This is a genomic window from Bradyrhizobium sp. USDA 3311, from assembly GCF_054062495.1.
The window spans coordinates 6576651-6594870 of record NZ_JBSSFI010000001.1 but is presented as its reverse complement, the minus strand read 5'-3'; the positions used below and the strand labels follow the sequence as shown (position 1 = coordinate 6594870).

The following is an 18220-nucleotide window of genomic DNA, read 5'->3' as shown; positions in this document are numbered from 1 at the left end:
TGTGCGGCTACGGCTGTGTCGCGTTCCAGAACATCGAGAGCCCGGCTGCGATCATGATCGCGTCCATCAGCAGGCGGAACATCTCGGGCTTCAGATGCAGCACGAAACGCTTTGCGATGAAGGCGCCGGCCATCAATGACGATCCTGCGATCAGACCTTTGATGAACACATCGCTCGTCAGTGCGCCGAAGCGCTCGAAGGTCACGGACTTCGCGAAGTAGAGGCCGAGCGAGGCGGCCGCCTCGGTGGCGAGGAATGCGCCCTTGGAGAGGCCGTAGAACAGGAACAGCGGCACGCTGAGCGGCCCGGTCGAGACCACGATGCCGGTGAGATAGCCGATGACGGCGCCGCCGATCGCAAGATGCCAGAGATTGGCCTTGAGGTCGTGCCGCGCCAGCCAGTGCCGGACCGGCACCATTGCGATCAGGAAGATGCCGATGGCAAGATCGACGGTGTGGGAGGGGAGCGCGAGCAGCGTGCGCGCGCCAAGCGCTGCGGCCGGAACACCCGTCACCGAATAGGCCGCGCAGGCCCGCCAGTCGACCTCGCGCCACCAGGCCAGGATCCGCGAGAAATTCGCCATGACGGAGGCGACCGCCATGATCGGCACGGCTTCCTTCGGCCCATAGGCGTAGACCAGCACCGGCATCAGCATGATCGACGAGCCGGTGCCGACGATGCCTGAGATGGTGCCGGCGACGAGGCCGACGGTGAGGACGAAGAGGAAGGCCAAGGGCGGGGCTCCGGGAATCGGACGAATGTAGCCCGTGGCCGGCAACCGTGCCCAGCCGCATCGACATCGCCTCTTGGTTAATCGGCGGTGTCGCAGGAACCGCCAATCCGACCCGCTCGGCGGCCTGGTCCTTAGAATTTGAAGCGTATTGATCGGAGCGCTCGCCTAGAGAATTTGAGGTCCGCGATGCCGGATCACCATTCCTTCTCCGCGCTCGACCGCCATGCCGTGCTCAGCGGGTCCGACAACGGTTTTCCCTGGTACGCCGGCGCGATGCTCGCGGTCGAAGCGAGTAAAGTGGTGCGGCTGCGCTGCGAGAAGCTCAGCCAGGGCGATGAGGCCGCCGGGCAGGAGGCCGTGCTGATGGTGAGCGAGAAGATCGCTGCAGCCTTCGAGGCCGCCGCGGGCCTGCTTGCGGGGGCAACGCCGGCCGCCATCGTCCGGCGCTATCGTGAGCATGTGGCCGCGAATGCCAGGCGCCTCTCCGTGAACGAGACTCCATGAGGGAATTGCGCTGCTGACAGCATGTTGGCAGCAGGGGCCGGCTACGACCATCTCCTGACAAAACGGAGAGGTGGTCATGTCGATCGAGGCGAGCTGTCATTGCGGTGAAACGGTGTTCGAGGTGACGGAGGCGCCCTCCAGCGTGACGCGCTGCACCTGTTCGCTCTGCGCCAAGCGCGGCTCGCTGTGGGCCTATTACAAGCCGGCGCAGTTTCGTCTGCTGTCGCCGCCGGAAAAACGTCACGACCTATCTCTGGGGCAGCCGCACCGTCAAACACCATTTCTGTGCGAGCTGCGGCTGCGGCACCTATTCGGAGTCGCCGGACTGGTCGACCGGCAAGCCTGACTTCGACAACCCCAAGGTCGCGGTGAACGCGCGCCTGTTCGACGATTTCGACCTCGACGCGGTACCGGTGAACATGATCGACGGCAAGAATTTGTGGTGAGGATGCCGCCTCCCGTCCTCTTGAGGCTGGCGGAGAAAGCTGATCTGTTTCCGGCCTCGGTGAGAAGAAAGGCGAGGAAACCCATGATGCGTCTTTTGACGCGAGCGATGCTCGCAATGTGTCTGGGAGTTGTAGTCAGCTTCAACGCGGCGCAGGCGCAGACCAGGCCGAAGGTCACGACGCTCGGACCTGACTTCCCCAAGGCGGCGCTGTTCGTCGGGAACAGCTTCTTCTATTACAACAACGGCATGCCCTGGCATCTCTCCTTCATGGAGCGGGCTGCGGATGCGGCCAACAAGGCGGCGTATCGCAACACCATGGTCACGATCGGCGGCTCCGGCCTCGACTGGCACGACATGGACAATCTGCTGCGGCCGGGCGGCATCGGCGCCTACTCCTTCGACGAGCAGAACGTCGTGGTCTTCAACAAGCCCGGCAGGCAGTTCGAAGCGGTTGTGATGATGGATTGCAGCCAGTGCCCAATCCATCCGCAATTGAAAGACGCCTTCGTCGCCTTCGCGAAGAAGGACAGCGAGATCGTCCGCGCCCACGACATGCGGCCGGTGCTGTTCATGTCCTGGGCCTACGCCGACAAGCCGGAGATGACGGAAGGACTGGCCGAGGCCTATACGCTCGCCGGCAATGCCAATGATGCGCTCGTCATTCCCGCGGGTCTTGCGTTTGCGCGCGTCCGCAAGCTTCAGCCCGAGCTCAATCTCTATGCGCCGGACAAGCGGCATCCGAGTCCGGCCGGCACGTATCTGGCGGCCTGCACGACGCTCGCCGCGCTGACAGGTCGCACGCCGGTCGGCAATTCCTACACGATAGGGCTGGATCCGGAGACGGCGCAACTGTTGCAAAAGGCGGCGTGGGACACGGTGCAGGAGTATTACGGGCTCTGATCTAGCGCAGGACGATCCAGGCCGGCGCGTGATCGCTTGCGCCGTCCTCGCCGCGCACCTTCTTGTCGACGCCGGCCTTGGCCAGGCGTGAAATAAGGGCAGGGCTGAGCAGCAGATGATCGAGCCGCAGGCCGGCATCGCGCGGCCAGCGGTTCCGCTTATAGTCCCAGAAAGTGTAGATGCGCTTGTCCGGATGAAGCTCGCGGATCGCGTCGCCCCAGCCTTGCGCGACGAGCGAGGCAAATGCCGCGCGGCTCTTCGGCTGGATCAGCGCATCCTTGTCCCAGGACCTCGTCGGATAAATGTCGATCGCCGTCGGCGCCACGTTGTAGTCGCCGGCGAGCACCACGGGCAGATCCTGCTTGATGAAGGTCTTGGCGTGGCGCTTCAGGCGCGCGAACCAGTCAAGCTTGTAGTCGAATTTCGGCCCCGGCTGGGGGTTGCCGTTGGGCAGGTAGATGCTGGTGACGATGATGCCGCGCACGGCGGCCTCGATGTAGCGCGCCTCGTGATCGTCGCTGCCGCCGGGCAGGCGGTCGCGGGTGAGAATGGGCTCGGCATCGCGGGCGAGGATGGCAACGCCGTTCCAGGTTTTTTGTCCACGCCATACTGCGCCGTAGCCGGCCTTTTCGATGGCTGCCGCCGGAAATTCGCCATCACTTGCCTTCAATTCCTGGAGCGCGACGACATCTGGCTTTGCCGCGCGCATCCATGCCAGCAGATTGGGCAGGCGGCGGTTGATGTTGTTGATGTTGAATGTCGCGATCTTCATGTAGAGCTAGCGGCTCCTGCCTTCCGTCACCGGAGATACAATGTCCAAGTTGAACTTTGCTGCTCTCGTCGTCGTGGCCGCGATCTCCGGAGCGGCTTCGGCACAATCGTCCGATCCACGCGGCGCGTGCAAGGCGGATTACGACAAGTTCTGTGCCGGCATTGCGCCGGGCGGCGGCATCGTCGCCTGCCTCAACGGCAAGCGCGACCAGCTCAGCGCGACCTGCAAGGCGGCGCTGGACAACAGGAAGAAGAAGTAGGCGGCTGACGGCTTAGCTCGGCAGCGGCGGCGGGCTCGCCGGCTGCTCGACCGGCGGCGGAGAGGACGGCTGCTCGGCTGCCGGCTTTGCCAGCGGCTCCACCACATTGCCGCCCTTGTAGACGCGGGCATAGCGGTGGCCGAGGCTGGTCAGCACCTCATAGCCGATCGTGCCGAAATGATGCGCGAGCTCGTCGACGGTGATGCCTTCGCCGATCAGCGTCACCAGGTGGCCGCGCCGTGCCGCGTTCGGCGGCAGATCGGTGATGTCGATCGCGATCAGGTCCATGGAGACGCGGCCTGCAACCGGGCAGCGTTTGCCGGCAACGATCACCTCTGCGCCGCGCGTGCCGTCGTTTGAACTGGCGGCGCGGAAATAGCCGTCGGCATAGCCGACCGCGATGATTGCAAGCTTGGTCGGCCGGCGCGCGGTCCAGGTGCCGCCATAGCCGACGCTCTCGCCGCGCTCGACATTGCGAATCTGCACGATGCGCGCCTTGAGGTCGACCACCGGCTGCATCGGATTATCGGCCTCCGGCGTCGGGTTGACGCCGTAGAGCGCGGCGCCCGGCCGCACCAGGTCGAACTGGAACGGCGCCCCGAGGAAGATTCCGGACGAATTGGCGAGCGCCGCCGGCACGCCGGAGAATTCGCTGGCGATGCCGCGGAAGGAAGCGAGCTGTTTGGCATTGACGGGGCTGTTGAGCTGCTCGGCCGAGACCAGATGGCTCATCACCAGCGTGATGCCGTGGTCGCCGGCATTGATGCGGGGGATGATGGCCTGTGCTTCCGCAAGCGTCAGCCCGAGCCGGTTCATGCCGGTGTCGATGTGAACAGCGGCGCCTCCGTTCCAGCCGGTGCGGCGGCAGAACACGTCCCATTCGGCGAGCTCGTTGAGATCGCCGATCACCGGACGGCAATTGATCTGGGCGTAGTGCTCGCCGGTGTTCTGGAAATAGCCGCCGAGCACGTAGATGGTCGGCTCCGGTACGGCGGCGCGCACCTTGCGCGCCTCCTCGATGGTGGCGACGAAGAAGGTCTTGCAGCCGGCCTTGTGGAGGGCACGCGCGACCTGCGCGGCGCCGCAGCCATAGGCATCGGCCTTGATCACCGCCGCGCATTCGGCCGGCACCGCCGTCTTCTCGACCTTGCGCCAGTTGGCAATGATGGCGTCGAGGTCGACGGTGAGCACGCCGCCGAAGGCAGCGAGCGCGGCGGCATGGTTGGCCTCCGCTGAGAGAAGGCCGGATTGCGGGTTCATTTTCGGGTCGGACGCCATTGTCATGGCGCCGTTTTACGCAAGAGGCAGGTCTGGTTCAAGGAACTCAGTAGTCGTTGCTGCTGCGAGCCGGCATCTGGCTGTCGGGCGCGAGGTCACCGAACCGCGTGACGGAGGCTTCGAACGCCAGATCGACGGTGCCTGTCGGGCCGTGGCGCTGCTTGCCGATGATGACCTCGGCTTTTCCGTGCGCAAGACTCATGTCAAGCTGCCACTTCTCGTGTTCAGGCGTGCCCGGGCGGGGCTCCTTCATCGCGAGGTAATATTCCTCGCGGTACACGAATAGGACGACGTCGGCGTCCTGCTCGATCGATCCGGATTCACGCAAGTCGGAGAGCTGCGGCCGCTTGTCGTCGCGGGATTCGACCTGGCGTGAGAGCTGGGACAGCGCGATCACGGGAACGTTGAGCTCCTTGGCGAGCGCCTTCAGGCTGGTCGTGATCTCAGTGATTTCCTGCACGCGGCTGTCGCTGGCGCGCTTGCCCGAGCCGGACAGCAGCTGGATGTAGTCGATCACGAGCAGGTCGAGGCCCTTCTGACGCTTCAGGCGGCGCGCGCGCGCCATCAGCTGCGCGATCGACAGGCCTCCAGTCGCGTCGACATAGAAAGGAAGCGATTGCAGCTCGATCGAGACCTCCCGGATCTTCTCGAAATCGGCTTCCGAGATGCCGCCGCGGCGGATGTGGGAGGAGGGAACGCCGGTGCGCTCGGCCACGATACGCGTGGCGAGCTGGTCGGCCGACATTTCGCAGGAGAAGAAGCCGATTACGCCGCCATTGGCGGCCTTCGTGGTGCCGTCGGCCTGGAGTTCCGGAACGTAGGCGCGTGCGACATTGTAGGCGATGTTGGTCGCCAGTGACGTCTTGCCCATGCCGGGACGTCCCGCGACGATGATGAGATCGGAGTGCTGCAGGCCGCCCATCTTGGTGTCGAGGTCGCGCATACCCGTCGAGATGCCCGACAGCTTTCCGTCGCGCTGGAACGCCTTTGCCGCGAGATCGACCGCGACCGCCAACGCCTGCGAGAATTTCTGGAAGCCGCCGTCATAGCGCCCGGACTCGGCGAGTTCGTACAGCTTTCGCTCGGCGTCCTCGATCTGCGCGCGCGGCTGGAAATCGACCGGGGCGTCATAGGCGACATTGACCATGTCCTCGCCGATGCCGATCAGGTCGCGCCTGAGCGACAGGTCGTAGACGGTGCGGCCGTAGTCCTGGGCGTTGATGATGGTGGTCGCTTCGGCAGCGAGGCGCGCCAGATATTGCCCGATGGTCATGCCCCCGACGTCGGTATCGGCGGGCAGGAACGTCTTCAGCGTGACGGGCGTGGCGATCTTGCCCATCCGGATCAGGCTGCCGGCGGTGTCGAAGATGGTCTGGTGCAGCGGCTCGAAGAAATGCTTCGCCTCCAGGAAGTCGGAGACGCGGTAGAAGGCATCGTTGTTGACCAGGATGGCGCCCAGAAGGCTCTGTTCCGCCTCGATATTGTGCGGCGCGCTCCGATAGGTCGGAGTTCCTGCGTCAGGCGCGAGTTTGAGAACGTTCGAATCAGTCAGGGCCATGGTCGGACGTGCTTAGCAATTTTCTTGGGCGGATGCGGGGCCGGGATAAAGCGCCGCCTGCGCCCAAAGCGGAAGCAAAAGCTCGCCGCTATCAACCGCTCAGTTAAAATGGTGGATGATTAGCAGCCGCAGCATGCGCCGCGCTTGACGGATTTTTGCGGAACTCCCCCCGGCCTGGAAGCGGCCGCGACTGTGCCGCGGAAAAATACTGAAACAGTGAACCTAATGGATTGGGGTGCAGACGTATGAAGAGCGCGCGAAATGACGCGCGCTGGCCGCTTTCGGCTCGGGCTCAGACCAGCAGGAGGTAGACCAGTGCAACCAGGGCCGCCCCGACGCCGGTAGCGATCAGGGCGTAATCGGTGCGGAGGTCGTCCTGCACGTCGAATGAGGTTTGGGTCTCTTTGCTCATGGCGACGGTCTAAGCCAGGCCCGACCAGACTTATGTGAAGCAGATCACATCTCCCCGGATTCTTTCGGGGGTAGAGCCTTCGGGGGTAGAGCCGGAACGGACGGGCGGACAGGGGATTGTCCCCGGTAACCCGCCATCAGGGGGACGAGGCAAGCGATGCGGCCAGAACGGCAGCACGGGATATGGCGAAGCGAGGCAGGCAGCCGGCTCTGGCTGTCCGGGCTGATCGCGGCCATGCAGCATGCCGAGCGCCCCGAAGTCCGCCGCCAGCCGGTCGCGCCCGAGATCCTGGCGGAACTGCGGGCGCAGTTGGCGTTAACGGCGTCTTTCCGCTCTTCTCCGATTTCAACCTCGCGCCACTAGCCTCTATTCACCGGCCAGCTTCAGCCGTGGCTTGGCGCCGCCCTCGATGGCCCGGAGGCGGGCTTCTTCGTGCGCGACGTAGTCACGGGTGATTGGCACCACGCCCTGACGCTTGGTGAGCTGGATCTGGAAGTTCATCATGTGCTGCTTGCGGAACGTCATCTCGCTGGCCGCCAGATAAAATTCCCACATCAGGGCGAAGCGCTCGTCGTAAAGCTGCACGGCCTCCTCGCGCCGCGCCATGAAGCGCTCCCGCCAGGCCTTCAGCGTCTCGGCGTAATGCAGCCGCAGGATCTCGATGTCGCAGACCAGGAGACCAGCACGCTCGATCGCCGGCAGCACTTCGGACAGAGCGGGGATGTAACCGCCCGGGAAGATGTACTTGGCGATCCAGGGATTGGTCGAATCCGGGCCCTGTGAACGGCCGATCGAGTGCAGCATCATGACGCCGTCCTCGTTCAGGAGTTCGGCGCAGCGCTGGAAGTAGGCGTCGTAGAACCTGACGCCGACATGCTCCAACATGCCGACCGAGACGATCCGGTCGAACGGCCCGTCAATGTCGCGATAGTCCTGGAGCAGGAATTTGGCCGATCGGGTCAGGCCCTTTTCGGCCGCGCGCGCATTGGCGAGCTGCAACTGCTCTGACGACAGCGTGATGCCGGTGACGTCGGCGCCTGCGGTCTCGGCGAGATAGAGCCCGAGGCCGCCCCAGCCCGAGCCGATGTCGAGCACGCGCTCGCCGCCCTTGACGCGAAGCTTTGCGGCGATGTGGCGCTTCTTGGCGAGCTGCGCGTCGTCGAGGGTGCTCTCCGGCGTCTCGAAATAGGCGCAGCTATATTGCTTGTCGGCGTCGAGGAAGAGGGAATAGAGCCGGGCGTCGAGATCGTAGTGATGCGCGACATTGCGACGCGAGCGCGCGCGCGGATTGAACTGCTTCAGATGCCGCGTCAGATAGCGCAGGTGCCACCAGGGTTTTGCCCACTGCGGCAACAGGTCGGGTTGATCGAGCAGGATCGCGAGGGCATCAGCTATGGTGCCGCGCTCGACGACGAACTCGCCATCCATATAGGCCTCGCCAAGCCCGAGCTCGGGATTGATGAGGATCTTCCGTTCCGCGTCCGCAGTCACGAAACGGACTGCGATCGGTTCGCCTGAGCCGTCGCCGACGGTGAACTTCGACCCCTTCGCCGTGGTCACCGTCATCGACCCGCGGCGAATGAATTGAGACAGGAATTGACGCAACAAACGGTCCATCGACACCTTCCTCTCGAGCGAACCCGAAGAGATGCGACCAACCCGGCTTTCACATCAGACGCTCAGGTCCCGCTCAGGTTCCTATGCGTTTGCATCTAAATCTAGGGAGGGTATTCCGCTCCCGCTATTGCGCTGTATTCAATGCCGATATTCCAAAAGCGCTTAATCACATCCTTGCGCGCGGACCCTGCTTCCATTCGCGGCTCAATCCGGTAAAAGGTGACCGCCGCCGCGCCGGGATGCCGGCTGCATTCGCGGAAATTCAACGGAGATGATGGGAATGTCGAGCCGAGCGCTCAGCCTCGCGACGGTAGTGCTTCTGATCGGCTTCGGTGCGGCCGATGCCGTTCTGGCACAGGCGACGAACCTCGAGGCCGGCAAGGCCCCATCCCAGCTCTTCGCGCAGACCTGCAGTGCCTGCCACAAGAGCCCGAGGGGGCTGCTGAAGACTGTCGCGCCGGGCTCGCTCCCGGGTTTCCTGCGTCAGCACTACACGACCAGCTCCGACATGGCCGGCGTGCTGGCCTCCTACCTCGTTTCGAACGGCGCCACCGACACCCGCTACCAGGCCAAAGACGGCAAGGACAAGAAGGACGGCGCCAAGGACAAGGAAGCGAGCACCAATCCTGCGCAGTCGCCCGAGCATCAGGGCCGTCGCCAGCGCTCCCAGGAGGCCGCCAAGCCGGAAGGCGAAACCGCCGCTCCAGCCGCCGAGGGCGCGCGCCAGAAGCGCGCGGCGCGGCCGAGCGAGGAGGGGGTAAAGGAAGGCGCGAAGCCCGAGGGGCAAGCCACGCCGGAGGGCCGCAAGGCCAAGCGTCTCAGCAAGCGCGGCAAGCCCGAAACCGAAGAGGCGCCGAAGGTCGATGCCGCCGCGCCGGCCGCTGACGACAGGAAGAGCGAGCCCAAGCCCGACACCGCCAAGGTCGAGCCCGGTCGCGACGAAGCCAAGCCCGACAGCGCCAAGGCCTCGGAGAAACCCGCCGAGCCGAAGCCGGAGAGCGCCAGGGTCGAGCCGCGCGGCAGCGAAGCTCCGGCGCTGCGGCCCGATCCGGTGCCGCAGGTGACGCCGGCCCCGCCGGCGGCCGCCACGAAGCCCGCCGAGCCGGCCGCGCCCAAGGCGGCGGAAGAGGCGGCTCCCAAGCCTGCCGCGCCTGCCGCAAGCTCCGAGCCGGCGGTCAAGCCGCAGGAGCCGGCGCCGCCCACGACCGCTGCGGCCCCGCCGCCGGCGGAGTCATCGGGACCGCCAGCACCGCCGATTTCGCGCTAAGCCAACCCGCATTCTCAGATCAAGTTGCGAAGGTCGCGCTCGCCGCGGCCTTCGCATCGTCTTGACCGCGATTGGAGCAGTACTCTAGAGTGATACTCTAGGAGGCGCGATGACGACGAGCGTGCGTGACGACCTGTTGGCGGCGGGGCTGTTCGTGTTCGACCGCGTCGGCTTCGAAGCTGCGACGGTGGCTGCGATCCGCGCCAAGGCGCGCGCCTCCAACGGCAGCTTCTTTCATGCCTTCGGGTCGAAGAAGGAGCTGGCCGGCGCGCTGTTCCTGGAGGTGCTGCGGCATTATCACGCCGCGGTGCTGGCCGCGCTCGATCCCGTGCCCGACGCCGAACAGGGCATCGATCGCCTGATCCGGGCGCATCTCGACTGGGTCGTCTCGAGCCGGCGCGAGGCCCGCTATCTCTTCGAGATCTCGCGCAGCGAATGGGGCGAGGACGTCCGCGACGCCCAGCGCGCACAGAATGCGCGCCTTGCCGAAGGCATCGAACGCTGGCGCGCGCCTCTGGTTGCCGGCGGCGAGCTCCTGCCGATGACGCCGGTGACGTTCATCAGCCAGCTCATCGGCCCGGCGCAGATCTTCTGCCGCGCCTTCCTGTCGGGTCGCGATCGTGCCGATCCGCGGAGCGAAGCCGACACGCTGGTCGCCTGCGCCATCCGCGCGCTGCGGCCGCCCGATCGCATCAACAAGCAATAGGGAGAGATGTCATGCGAGCCGAAGCGGATCCGGAATTTGCGGCCGTAGCCGAGCGCATCCACGCCAATGTCGGCCGCCAGGGCTTTATGAACCTCGTCGGCGCCGAGCTCTCGGAATTGTCGCGCGGCACCTGCACGATCGCGGTGGAGCGCCGGCCGGAGCTGCTCCAGCAGCACGGCTTCTTCCACGGCGGCGTCACCGCCTTTTTGGTCGACAACGCCACGACGATCGCGGCCGCCACTTCGCGCGGCCAGGCGGCGCTGACGGCGGAATACAAGCTCAATTTGTTGTCGCCCGCTGTCGGCGAGAAGCTGATCTGCCGGGCAAGGGTGATCAAGCCAGGACGCCAGGTCTCGGTGGTCGCGGCCGATGTGTTCTGTGTCAGCGACGGGGTCGAAAAACATACGGCAACGGCGCTCGCTTCGATCGCGATGCTGAGCGAGGACGTCGCCGCCAAAGCGAAAAGCCCGGCCGCTTGAAGCGACCGGGCTTTTGATTTGTCTTCGTCATTCCGGGACAGCGCATCGGCGCTGGACCCGGAATCTCGAGATTCGGGTCTGGTCCTTCGGACCATCCCGGAATGACGACGTTGGAGTTACTTCTCGGTCTCTTCCGCAGCCGGAGCCGGCTCGACGTCGTCGTGCTGGGCTTCCGGATCGAAGAACTCGCCGGCGGCGGCGATCGCCTCGGCGGCCGCATCGCGGTCCTCGTTGCGGGTCGAGATGTCCTCGCCGCGGTTGATGCGCTCGGCCTCGTCCTGGCTGCGCGCAACCGTGACGGTGATCTCGACCTCGACCTCGGGGTGAACGGCGACGGTGATGGTGTGCTTGCCGATGGTCTTGATCGGTGCGTCGAGCTGGATCTGCGGGCGAGCGAGCGAGATGCCGTCGGCTTCGAACGCGACGACGATGTCACGCACGTTGACCGAGCCGAACAGCTGGCCGGCTTCCGAGGCCTGGCGGATCACGATGATGTTCTTGCCCTGGATCTTCTCGGCGACCTTGGACGCCTCGGCCTTGGACGCGAGGTTGCGGGCCTCGAGGTCGGCCTTCATGCCGTCGTACTTGGCGCGGTTGTCGGCGGTGGCGCGCAGCGCCTTGCCGCGCTTGAGCAGGAAATTACGGGCGTAGCCGTCGCGAACCTTCACGACTTCGCCCATCTGGCCGAGCTTGTTCACGCGTTCCAGCAAAATGACTTCCATATTCGTTCTCCTTTGAAGTGCTCTGTGAGTTCTGGGTTTCAGGGTTGGACTTAAGGGGTCGGCAGCGGCGGCGGCTGGCGGCTGCGCAGGAAGCGCTCGCGGAAGCCGAACACGGCGTCCGCAAGGCCCAGGATCACCATCGCGATGACAGGCCATCCGAACACGACGACGACGGCGTAGGTCGAGCCGAGCCAGAACGTGCGGCTCTTCAGCGCGAGCGTCAGCGTATGCAGCACGGCAAAGCCGGTCAGCGCATAGCCCATCATCAGCGCCGCCGTGGTGATTTGCGCGACGATCGCCAGCAGCCCGCCGGTGAAGCAGAAGGCGAGCGCGATGCAGAGCGCCACGAGCGTCATCGGCGGCAGCTCGGCCGTCATCAGATCCGGCCAGGGGCGGCGCAGCCGGCCCGACGTCGCCGTCACCCTGGCGCTGAGCCAGAGGTTGAGGGTCAGCGTCATCATGGCGACGATGGTGGCGGCGGCCGGCGCGATGCGCACCAGTGCGTCGACGAACTGGTCGGCTTCGCCGGAGGCTTGCGGATCGGTGGCGCGGAGAATGCGCATCAGGCCGCGCCGCAGCGTGCCGATGATGGTGTCGGCGTCGGTGCCGAGCGTGAGCAGGGCGGCGATCGTGGTCAGCGTGGCGAAGCCCGCGATCCACAGCAGGATGCGGCCGACCGGGTACCACTCGAGCCCAGGCTCGGCCGGCGGCTCGGTGGCGGCGTCCGGCGTGACAGGTCCAACCTGCCGGCTGAGCAGGACGAGATGGCCGAGCCACCAGGCCGGCAGCGCGACGGTGACGGCGAAAGCGATGCAGTAGGGTAGGCCGAACAGGGCGCCGAGGCCGATCGCAGCGGCGATGCCGCCAAGGCTCGCGCAAAGCGGTCCCCAGCCGATCGCGGCGACCATCAGCGGCAGTGGTGCGAGATAGAACAGGACGAGCGAGATCAGCGCGCCCGAAACGATCGAGGCGAACATCAGGGCCGACGCAGCGCCGGCGATCAGGGCTATCAGTCCAAAGGCCATCATCAGCTGTCCCGCTCCTTCCGAGCGGTTAGAGGCATCTCGCCCCAACCATCGGCGACCGGACGACCCGGAAGCCTTATGAAACTTCGAGAGTGCGGCCGGCGGCGATGTCGCCGCCGGCCGAATTCGTCTTAGCGAATGACATAGGGCAGCAGGCCCAGGAAGCGCGCGCGCTTGATGGCGCGGGCGAGCTCACGCTGCTTCTTCGCGGACACCGCGGTGATGCGGCTCGGCACGATCTTGCCGCGCTCGGAGACGTAACGCATCAGCAGCTTGGAGTCCTTGTAGTCGATCTTCGGAGCATTGGCGCCCGTGAACGGGCAGCTCTTGCGACGACGGAAAAACGGACGGCGTGCACCAGCTTCAGCCATTGATCTTACTCCCCATCCGTCGTGGTTTCAGCTTCTTCGCGCGGACGGCGCGGGCCGCGATCACCGCGGAAGCCACCACCGTCACGATCGCCGCCACGGAAACCACCCTCGCGGTCGCCACGGAAGCCGCCTTCACGCTCGCCGCGGAAGCCGCCGCCACGATCGTCACGTTCGCGATCGCGATCAGCCTTGCGCATCATCGCGGACGGGCCTTCCTCGAGCTCCTCGACGCGGACGCTGAGATAGCGGATCACGTCTTCGCTAATGCGCTCCTGGCGCTCGATCTCGGCGATCGCCGCGGACGGCGCGTCGATGTTGAGCAGCACGAAGTGCGCCTTGCGGTTCTTGTTCATGCGGTAGGTGAGGGAGCGAACGCCCCAGTTCTCGGTCTTGGTGACCTTGCCGCCGAGACCCTCGACGATACCGGTCATCTGCGCAGTCAGCTCTTCGACCTGCTGCGGGCTCGCGTCTTGGCGCGCGAGAAAAACATGCTCATAGAGAGCCATGGAAGTCCTTTCCTCATGTTGGCGCATCGCCCGGCGTCAAGCCCTTAAGAGGCCTTCGGAAAGGACTCTGGGATTAAGCTCAGAAGGCGGAAACACGGGACGACGGGCCGACTGGCCCTGCCACACCAAAATCACGAATGATTTGTTGAGACCGTCCGTTCAGCTCCCGGCCGGGGTCTGCGGATGCGCGCCTTATACGGATTTTGGCCGGCTTTGCAAGGTTGGAGGGCCAGGTTTCGCCTCTGGCGCCCGGGCTGGGGGCCCTTCGGCTTGATTTATTTGTTTGTATAGCATACAAATAAATCAACGGGAGGATCCCATGGCAGACAAATCTGCCCGCGCCCCATCCGAGCCGGCCGCCGGCGACCCCAAGCATGCGGCGCGCGCCACACGCTCGGCCGGTCGCAAAATGCGCTCGTTGCTGCTGGATGCGGCCAGCCCGCTGTTCCGGGAGCGGGGATTGTCGGGCGCCTCGATCACCGACATCGCGGCCGCCGCGGACGCATTTCCGAGCCAGATCACCTACTATTTCCGCACCAAGGAGGCGCTGTTCGTCGAATGCGCCTGCCGCGAGCTCCTGTACGTCGCCCGCGCGACCGAGCAGGCTGCGCTGAAGGCGCGCACGCCGCGGGACTACACCCACGCGCTGGCCGAGACGGTGACGGCGAGCGATTCGGTCGCCTTCTTCGCCGAGGCGTTGACGTTGACGCGGCGTCGCCCGGATCTCGCGCCGCTGGTCGAGCGCACCATCGAGCGTCTGCACGCCGAGGGCGCACGCGCCTATGCGAGCCAGGTCGCGCGCCACGGCTGGCGTTCCCTGCGCGCGCCCGACGAGAGCTCGCGGCGGTTCTGGGCCGTCGCCATCGGCGTCATCCTCGAAGGCTATGCCATGGGGCGCTCGCCGGATGAGCTCTGCGCCGAGATGCTGCGCGTGCTGGGCGAGCAGGCGAAATCTGCCGGCGACGCCGCGCGCCTGCGCCTCGTCGACGACCGCGACGCATCGACCACTTCGGATGAGGAGAGCTAGGCCATGACCGCACTTCGCATGCGTGCCCGCGATTTCCTGACCGAGGATCAGCTCGTCGACGTGCGCCAGCGCGTAACGTGGAAGGGTGTCGCACTGATCGCGCATGCCTGGGCGCTGATTGCCGGTGCCATCGCCCTCGTCGCATGGTGGCCGAATCCGCTGACGTACATTTTCGCTGTCGCCGTCATCGGCTCGCGCCAACTGGGCCTGTCGATCCTCATGCACGACGGCGCGCATGGTTGTCTCTCCGCCGATGAGAACACCAATTTGACGCTGAGCCAGTGGTTCTGCGCCTATCCCGTTTTTGCCGAGACGCGCGCCTATCGCCGCTATCACTTGCAGCACCACGCGCGCACCCAGCAGGAGGACGATCCCGATCTCGTGCTGTCGGCGCCATTTCCGATCACGCAGCTGAGCTATCGCCGCAAGTTCATTCGCGACATCACCGGGCAGACCGGCTACCAGCAGCGCAAGGCGCAGCTGCTCAACGCACTCGGCCCGCAGGACTGGCCGTGGCGGCAGCGCGCGGCGCATTTCTGGGAGAAGCTTGGCCCGCAATGCGTTTTCAACGCCATCCTGTTTGCAGGGCTTGCGGCGGCCGGTGTGTGGTGGGCTTACCCGCTGCTATGGCTGGTGCCGCTGCTCACCTGGATGATGGTCATCACCCGCATCCGCAACATCGCCGAGCATGCCGTCGTCCCCGACAGCAGCGATCCCCTGCGCAACACCCGCACCACGCATGCCAATTTTCTCGAGCGCCTGTTCATCGCGCCGTATTACGTGAACTATCACCTCGAGCATCATCTCTTGTTCTACGTGCCCTGCTACAATCTGCCCAAGGTCCATCGCCTGCTGAGCGAGAGTCGTCATGCCGGCCGCATGGAAGTGCAGCCGAACTACGCCGCCGTGCTGCGGCTCGCCACCGCCAAGCCGAACCGCGACGACCGGCCGGGGCAATTGGTCAGCAGCGCGCGCCGCGCGCGGGCTGGCGCCGAGGTCGGCGCGGATCAGAAGGCGGGTGGTTTTTAAGGGGCGCATCCCCAGTTGAATGCCGGTCGACGTTCCCATCTTGGCTTGACATTGCAGGCCCGGACGGTGTCTACGGCCCCCTTTGAGGCACGATCCGGAACCATGGCCCAAGGCCGCGCGTAATCGGCTGCCGGTTCTCGCAGGGATCGTGCTCGACAAGCAGGGAGCGCCGATGACGGCAGCATTCACATTTCCGGGGCAGGGGTCCCAGGCGGTTGGCATGGGCAAGGCGCTGGCCGACGCCTTCCCGGTGGCGCGCAGCGTGTTCGACGAGGTCGATGCAGCGCTTGGGGAGAAGCTGACGGCCACCATCTGGGATGGCCCGGCCGAAACCCTCCAGCTCACCGAAAACGCCCAGCCGGCGCTGATGGCCGTTTCTGTTGCGACCCTGCGGGTGCTTGAGGCTGAAGCCGGTTTTTCCGTAGGGCGGGACGCGGCCTTTGTCGCCGGCCACTCGCTTGGTGAATATTCGGCGCTGGCCGCGGCCGGCAGCCTGACAGTTTCCGATACCGCGCGGCTGCTTCGCACCCGCGGTCTCGCAATGCAAAAAGCCGTGCCGGTCGGCGCCGGTGCGATGGCCGCTCTGCTGGGCCTCGATTACGAGGCCGCCATGGAGGTCGCCAATGAGGCGGCTCAGGGGCAGGTCTGCCAGGCCGCCAACGACAATGGCGGCGGGCAGGTGGTCGTCTCCGGCGACAAGGCAGCGGTCGATCGCGCCGTCGAGATCGCCAAGACCAAGGGCGCCAAGCGCGCGATGCTGCTGCCGGTGTCCGCACCGTTCCATTGCAAGCTGATGCAGCCGGCTGCCGACGCGATGGCGGAGGCGCTGGCCAAGGTCACGATCAAGGCCCCGGCAGCTCCGCTGGTGTCGAACGTGCTGGCAACCGCCATCACCGATCCCGACGAGATCCGCCGCCGTCTGGTCGAGCAGGTCACCGGAACGGTGCGCTGGCGCGAGTCGGTTGCCTATATGGCCGGGCAGGGCGTGACCCGTTTCTTCGAGATCGGCGCCGGCAAGGTGCTGACGGGTCTCGTCAAGCGTATCGCCGACGGCGCCGTCGGTGTCGCGGTGGGCGGACCGAACGACATTGCGGCCGCCAAGGATGCGCTGGCCGCTGCGAAGCAGGCCTGAAGCGCGATGAATCGTCATCGCGCTTTGGTTCTTTAGTTTGCGCACGATCTTGCCGGAAAACCGCTGCGCACGTTTCCGGATCGTGCTTTGAAGGAGTTATCCATGTTCGATCTGACTGGCAAAAAGGCGCTCGTCACCGGCGCGACCGGCGGTATCGGCGGCGCAATCGCGCAGGCGCTGCACGCGCAGGGCGCCACGGTCGCGATATCAGGAACGCGGAAGGAAGTGCTGGATGAGCTTGCCGGCAAGCTCGGCGAGCGCACCTTCGTGCTGCCCTGCAATCTCTCCAAGGCCGACGAGGTCGAGGCGCTGGTGCCTGCGGCGGAAGCCGCGATGGGCCAGGTCGACATCCTCGTCGCCAATGCCGGCATCACGCGCGACAATCTCTTCGTCCAGCTCCGCGACGAGGACTGGGACGAGGTCATCAACGTCAATTTGACCTCGACCTTCCGCCTGGCGCGCGCCGCCACCAAATTGATGATGCGCAAGCGCTTCGGCCGCATCATCGCCATCACCTCGGTGGTCGGCGTCACCGGCAATCCCGGGCAGGGCAACTACACGGCGTCGAAGGCAGGCTTGATCGGCATGATCAAGACGCTGGGTGCCGAATACGCCAAGCGCGGCGTCACCGCCAACTGCATCGCGCCCGGCTTCATCAAGACGCCGATGACGGACGCGCTCAATGACAAGCAGCGCGAGACGATTCTGACCAAGGTTCCGGCGGCCCGGCTGGGGACGCCCGAGGACATCGCGGCGGCCGCCGTCTACCTGAGTTCAAACGAAGCGGCCTACGTCACCGGGCAAACCATCCATGTCAACGGCGGCATGGCCATGATCTGAAGTCCTCGTTCCGTGCCGCCCACATGGCGGTGCGGGATGTGGCAAACGGCCGTTTCCGATGCGAAATGAGGCTTGTAGTCAAGGCAGTTGAAGTATGGTAACCGGACCTTCAACGGATGGGCAAAGAACGCCATTGCAGGTTTTTGAAACCCTGTATATTGGCGATGCGGAGCCTTGGCCGTCGTTCGCCGGGCCCTGCATCGGTTAGGATGGGGCCAAATCAAAGTTCGTAAGCGAAGGCAGTCAACGACCACGACGGCTCGTATCGTCCCGGGGGGTCGGGTCTACAGGGAACAACACGAGGTTATGCAATGAGTGACATTGGCGAGCGGGTTAAGAAGATCGTGGTCGAACACCTTGGTGTTGAACCCGAGAAGGTTGTCGACGCTGCGAGCTTCATCGACGACCTCGGCGCCGACAGTCTGGACACCGTCGAGCTGGTGATGGCGTTCGAAGAAGAATTCGGTTGCGAGATTCCGGACGACGCCGCGGAGACGATTCTCACCGTCGGCGACGCCACGAAGTTTCTCGAGAAGAACGCGAAGAGCTAAGGCTCTTCAATTTTCGCGGGGACAACATTGAAACCGGACGGGCCGCTTCGCAGCGGTCAGCCGGTTTCTTGTTATTGGCCGTGA

At 65.2% G+C, this 18220-nt stretch carries 21 protein-coding genes and 1 pseudogene; 13 read left to right on the top strand and 9 right to left on the bottom strand.

Annotated elements, in window-relative coordinates:
- Positions 1 to 7 precede the first annotated feature (7 nt).
- The gene (locus ACVWW6_RS31855; RefSeq protein WP_028171067.1) at positions 8 to 733 is read right to left on the bottom strand and encodes a sulfite exporter TauE/SafE family protein; all 726 of its coding nucleotides are present in this window, start codon (positions 731 to 733) and stop codon (positions 8 to 10) included.
- Between the two features lie 186 nt (positions 734 to 919).
- On the opposite strand from ACVWW6_RS31855, the gene ACVWW6_RS31850 reads away from it, so the two are divergent.
- From ACVWW6_RS31850 to ACVWW6_RS31840, 3 genes and pseudogenes are all read left to right on the top strand, one after another.
- Positions 920 to 1237, top strand: a complete 318-nt coding sequence (locus ACVWW6_RS31850) for a hypothetical protein (RefSeq protein WP_011086842.1) — start codon at positions 920 to 922, stop codon at positions 1235 to 1237.
- Between the two features lie 76 nt (positions 1238 to 1313).
- A pseudogene (locus ACVWW6_RS31845) lies at positions 1314 to 1683 on the top strand (GFA family protein).
- A gap of 83 nt (positions 1684 to 1766) precedes the next feature.
- Positions 1767 to 2585 carry a DUF4886 domain-containing protein gene (locus ACVWW6_RS31840; RefSeq protein ID WP_011086844.1) on the top strand — a complete coding sequence of 273 codons (819 nt, stop codon included), beginning with the start codon at positions 1767 to 1769 and terminating at the stop codon, positions 2583 to 2585.
- A gap of 1 nt (position 2586) precedes the next feature.
- Here ACVWW6_RS31840 and ACVWW6_RS31835 read toward each other — a convergent pair whose 3' ends face one another.
- Positions 2587 to 3357: an exodeoxyribonuclease III gene (locus tag ACVWW6_RS31835; protein ID WP_011086845.1), complete on the bottom strand. Its 771-nt coding sequence runs from the start codon at positions 3355 to 3357 to the stop codon at positions 2587 to 2589.
- 40 nt (positions 3358 to 3397) lie between these two features.
- On the opposite strand from ACVWW6_RS31835, the gene ACVWW6_RS31830 reads away from it, so the two are divergent.
- Positions 3398 to 3616 (top strand): hypothetical protein, encoded by a 219-nt coding sequence (locus ACVWW6_RS31830; RefSeq protein ID WP_028171072.1) that lies wholly within the window; start codon positions 3398 to 3400, stop codon positions 3614 to 3616.
- A 12-nt stretch (positions 3617 to 3628) separates the two neighbouring features.
- Here the strand turns inward: ACVWW6_RS31830 and alr are convergent, their stop codons facing one another.
- Together alr and ACVWW6_RS31820 are read right to left on the bottom strand one after the other, a co-directional pair.
- The gene (alr, locus tag ACVWW6_RS31825) at positions 3629 to 4876 is read right to left on the bottom strand and encodes an alanine racemase (RefSeq protein WP_456682025.1); all 1248 of its coding nucleotides are present in this window, start codon (positions 4874 to 4876) and stop codon (positions 3629 to 3631) included.
- A gap of 64 nt (positions 4877 to 4940) precedes the next feature.
- Positions 4941 to 6452 (bottom strand): replicative DNA helicase, encoded by a 1512-nt coding sequence (locus tag ACVWW6_RS31820; RefSeq protein WP_028171074.1) that lies wholly within the window; start codon positions 6450 to 6452, stop codon positions 4941 to 4943.
- 568 nt (positions 6453 to 7020) lie between these two features.
- Here ACVWW6_RS31820 and ACVWW6_RS31815 point away from each other — a divergent pair.
- A complete protein-coding gene (locus ACVWW6_RS31815; RefSeq protein WP_082756721.1) occupies positions 7021 to 7227 on the top strand; it encodes a transcriptional regulator in 207 nt (68 codons plus the stop codon).
- Between the two features lie 3 nt (positions 7228 to 7230).
- Here ACVWW6_RS31815 and ACVWW6_RS31810 read toward each other — a convergent pair whose 3' ends face one another.
- Positions 7231 to 8481 carry an SAM-dependent methyltransferase gene (locus ACVWW6_RS31810; protein WP_028171076.1) on the bottom strand — a complete coding sequence of 417 codons (1251 nt, stop codon included), beginning with the start codon at positions 8479 to 8481 and terminating at the stop codon, positions 7231 to 7233.
- 280 nt (positions 8482 to 8761) lie between these two features.
- On the opposite strand from ACVWW6_RS31810, the gene ACVWW6_RS31805 reads away from it, so the two are divergent.
- The 3 genes from ACVWW6_RS31805 (at position 8762) to ACVWW6_RS31795 (ending at position 10933) form a co-directional block, all read left to right on the top strand.
- A complete protein-coding gene (locus ACVWW6_RS31805; RefSeq protein WP_456682024.1) occupies positions 8762 to 9748 on the top strand; it encodes a hypothetical protein in 987 nt (328 codons plus the stop codon).
- Between the two features lie 109 nt (positions 9749 to 9857).
- A complete protein-coding gene (locus ACVWW6_RS31800; RefSeq protein ID WP_011086850.1) occupies positions 9858 to 10454 on the top strand; it encodes a TetR/AcrR family transcriptional regulator in 597 nt (198 codons plus the stop codon).
- 11 nt (positions 10455 to 10465) lie between these two features.
- Positions 10466 to 10933, top strand: a complete 468-nt coding sequence (locus tag ACVWW6_RS31795; RefSeq protein WP_456682023.1) for a PaaI family thioesterase — start codon at positions 10466 to 10468, stop codon at positions 10931 to 10933.
- A 116-nt stretch (positions 10934 to 11049) separates the two neighbouring features.
- On the opposite strand, the gene rplI is transcribed toward ACVWW6_RS31795, so the two are convergent.
- The 4 genes from rplI to rpsF all read right to left on the bottom strand — a co-directional run bounded on the left by rplI (position 11050) and on the right by rpsF (position 13557).
- Positions 11050 to 11655: a 50S ribosomal protein L9 gene (rplI, locus tag ACVWW6_RS31790; RefSeq protein ID WP_011086852.1), complete on the bottom strand. Its 606-nt coding sequence runs from the start codon at positions 11653 to 11655 to the stop codon at positions 11050 to 11052.
- 50 nt (positions 11656 to 11705) lie between these two features.
- On the bottom strand, positions 11706 to 12683 hold the full coding sequence (locus tag ACVWW6_RS31785) for a hypothetical protein (protein ID WP_456682022.1): 978 nt from the start codon (positions 12681 to 12683) through the stop codon (positions 11706 to 11708).
- A gap of 128 nt (positions 12684 to 12811) precedes the next feature.
- Positions 12812 to 13051 carry a 30S ribosomal protein S18 gene (gene rpsR, locus ACVWW6_RS31780; protein ID WP_007592020.1) on the bottom strand — a complete coding sequence of 80 codons (240 nt, stop codon included), beginning with the start codon at positions 13049 to 13051 and terminating at the stop codon, positions 12812 to 12814.
- 5 nt (positions 13052 to 13056) lie between these two features.
- The gene (gene rpsF, locus ACVWW6_RS31775; protein ID WP_028171082.1) at positions 13057 to 13557 is read right to left on the bottom strand and encodes a 30S ribosomal protein S6; all 501 of its coding nucleotides are present in this window, start codon (positions 13555 to 13557) and stop codon (positions 13057 to 13059) included.
- Positions 13558 to 13876: 319 nt separating this feature from the next.
- On the opposite strand from rpsF, the gene ACVWW6_RS31770 reads away from it, so the two are divergent.
- From ACVWW6_RS31770 to ACVWW6_RS31750, 5 genes are all read left to right on the top strand, one after another.
- Positions 13877 to 14584, top strand: coding sequence for a TetR/AcrR family transcriptional regulator C-terminal domain-containing protein (locus ACVWW6_RS31770; protein ID WP_304552978.1), 708 nt, complete (start codon positions 13877 to 13879; stop codon positions 14582 to 14584).
- 3 nt (positions 14585 to 14587) lie between these two features.
- The gene (locus ACVWW6_RS31765) at positions 14588 to 15613 is read left to right on the top strand and encodes a fatty acid desaturase family protein (protein ID WP_304552979.1); all 1026 of its coding nucleotides are present in this window, start codon (positions 14588 to 14590) and stop codon (positions 15611 to 15613) included.
- Positions 15614 to 15785: 172 nt separating this feature from the next.
- The gene (fabD, locus tag ACVWW6_RS31760; protein WP_028171084.1) at positions 15786 to 16745 is read left to right on the top strand and encodes an ACP S-malonyltransferase; all 960 of its coding nucleotides are present in this window, start codon (positions 15786 to 15788) and stop codon (positions 16743 to 16745) included.
- Positions 16746 to 16847: 102 nt separating this feature from the next.
- Positions 16848 to 17585, top strand: coding sequence for a 3-oxoacyl-[acyl-carrier-protein] reductase (gene fabG / locus ACVWW6_RS31755; protein ID WP_011086858.1), 738 nt, complete (start codon positions 16848 to 16850; stop codon positions 17583 to 17585).
- 311 nt (positions 17586 to 17896) lie between these two features.
- On the top strand, positions 17897 to 18136 hold the full coding sequence (locus tag ACVWW6_RS31750) for an acyl carrier protein (protein ID WP_008130699.1): 240 nt from the start codon (positions 17897 to 17899) through the stop codon (positions 18134 to 18136).
- Positions 18137 to 18220: the final 84 nt, after the last annotated feature.

Excerpts from the sequence above, each read along its gene's own strand:
- ACVWW6_RS31850 (WP_011086842.1), top strand. The coding sequence starts at position 920 with ATGCCGGATCACCATTCCTTCTCCGCGCTCGACCGCCATGCCGTGCTC.
- ACVWW6_RS31840 (WP_011086844.1), top strand. The coding sequence starts at position 1,767 with ATGATGCGTCTTTTGACGCGAGCGATGCTCGCAATGTGTCTGGGAGTT.
- ACVWW6_RS31835 (WP_011086845.1), bottom strand. The coding sequence starts at position 3,357 with ATGAAGATCGCGACATTCAACATCAACAACATCAACCGCCGCCTGCCC.
- ACVWW6_RS31830 (WP_028171072.1), top strand. The coding sequence starts at position 3,398 with ATGTCCAAGTTGAACTTTGCTGCTCTCGTCGTCGTGGCCGCGATCTCC.
- alr (WP_456682025.1), bottom strand. The coding sequence starts at position 4,876 with ATGAACCCGCAATCCGGCCTTCTCTCAGCGGAGGCCAACCATGCCGCC.
- ACVWW6_RS31820 (WP_028171074.1), bottom strand. The coding sequence starts at position 6,452 with ATGGCCCTGACTGATTCGAACGTTCTCAAACTCGCGCCTGACGCAGGA.
- ACVWW6_RS31815 (WP_082756721.1), top strand. The coding sequence starts at position 7,021 with ATGCGGCCAGAACGGCAGCACGGGATATGGCGAAGCGAGGCAGGCAGC.
- ACVWW6_RS31810 (WP_028171076.1), bottom strand. The coding sequence starts at position 8,481 with ATGGACCGTTTGTTGCGTCAATTCCTGTCTCAATTCATTCGCCGCGGG.
- ACVWW6_RS31805 (WP_456682024.1), top strand. The coding sequence starts at position 8,762 with ATGTCGAGCCGAGCGCTCAGCCTCGCGACGGTAGTGCTTCTGATCGGC.
- ACVWW6_RS31800 (WP_011086850.1), top strand. The coding sequence starts at position 9,858 with ATGACGACGAGCGTGCGTGACGACCTGTTGGCGGCGGGGCTGTTCGTG.
- ACVWW6_RS31795 (WP_456682023.1), top strand. The coding sequence starts at position 10,466 with ATGCGAGCCGAAGCGGATCCGGAATTTGCGGCCGTAGCCGAGCGCATC.
- rplI (WP_011086852.1), bottom strand. The coding sequence starts at position 11,655 with ATGGAAGTCATTTTGCTGGAACGCGTGAACAAGCTCGGCCAGATGGGC.
- ACVWW6_RS31785 (WP_456682022.1), bottom strand. The coding sequence starts at position 12,683 with ATGATGGCCTTTGGACTGATAGCCCTGATCGCCGGCGCTGCGTCGGCC.
- rpsR (WP_007592020.1), bottom strand. The coding sequence starts at position 13,051 with ATGGCTGAAGCTGGTGCACGCCGTCCGTTTTTCCGTCGTCGCAAGAGC.
- rpsF (WP_028171082.1), bottom strand. The coding sequence starts at position 13,557 with ATGGCTCTCTATGAGCATGTTTTTCTCGCGCGCCAAGACGCGAGCCCG.
- ACVWW6_RS31770 (WP_304552978.1), top strand. The coding sequence starts at position 13,877 with ATGGCAGACAAATCTGCCCGCGCCCCATCCGAGCCGGCCGCCGGCGAC.
- ACVWW6_RS31765 (WP_304552979.1), top strand. The coding sequence starts at position 14,588 with ATGACCGCACTTCGCATGCGTGCCCGCGATTTCCTGACCGAGGATCAG.
- fabD (WP_028171084.1), top strand. The coding sequence starts at position 15,786 with ATGACGGCAGCATTCACATTTCCGGGGCAGGGGTCCCAGGCGGTTGGC.
- fabG (WP_011086858.1), top strand. The coding sequence starts at position 16,848 with ATGTTCGATCTGACTGGCAAAAAGGCGCTCGTCACCGGCGCGACCGGC.
- ACVWW6_RS31750 (WP_008130699.1), top strand. The coding sequence starts at position 17,897 with ATGAGTGACATTGGCGAGCGGGTTAAGAAGATCGTGGTCGAACACCTT.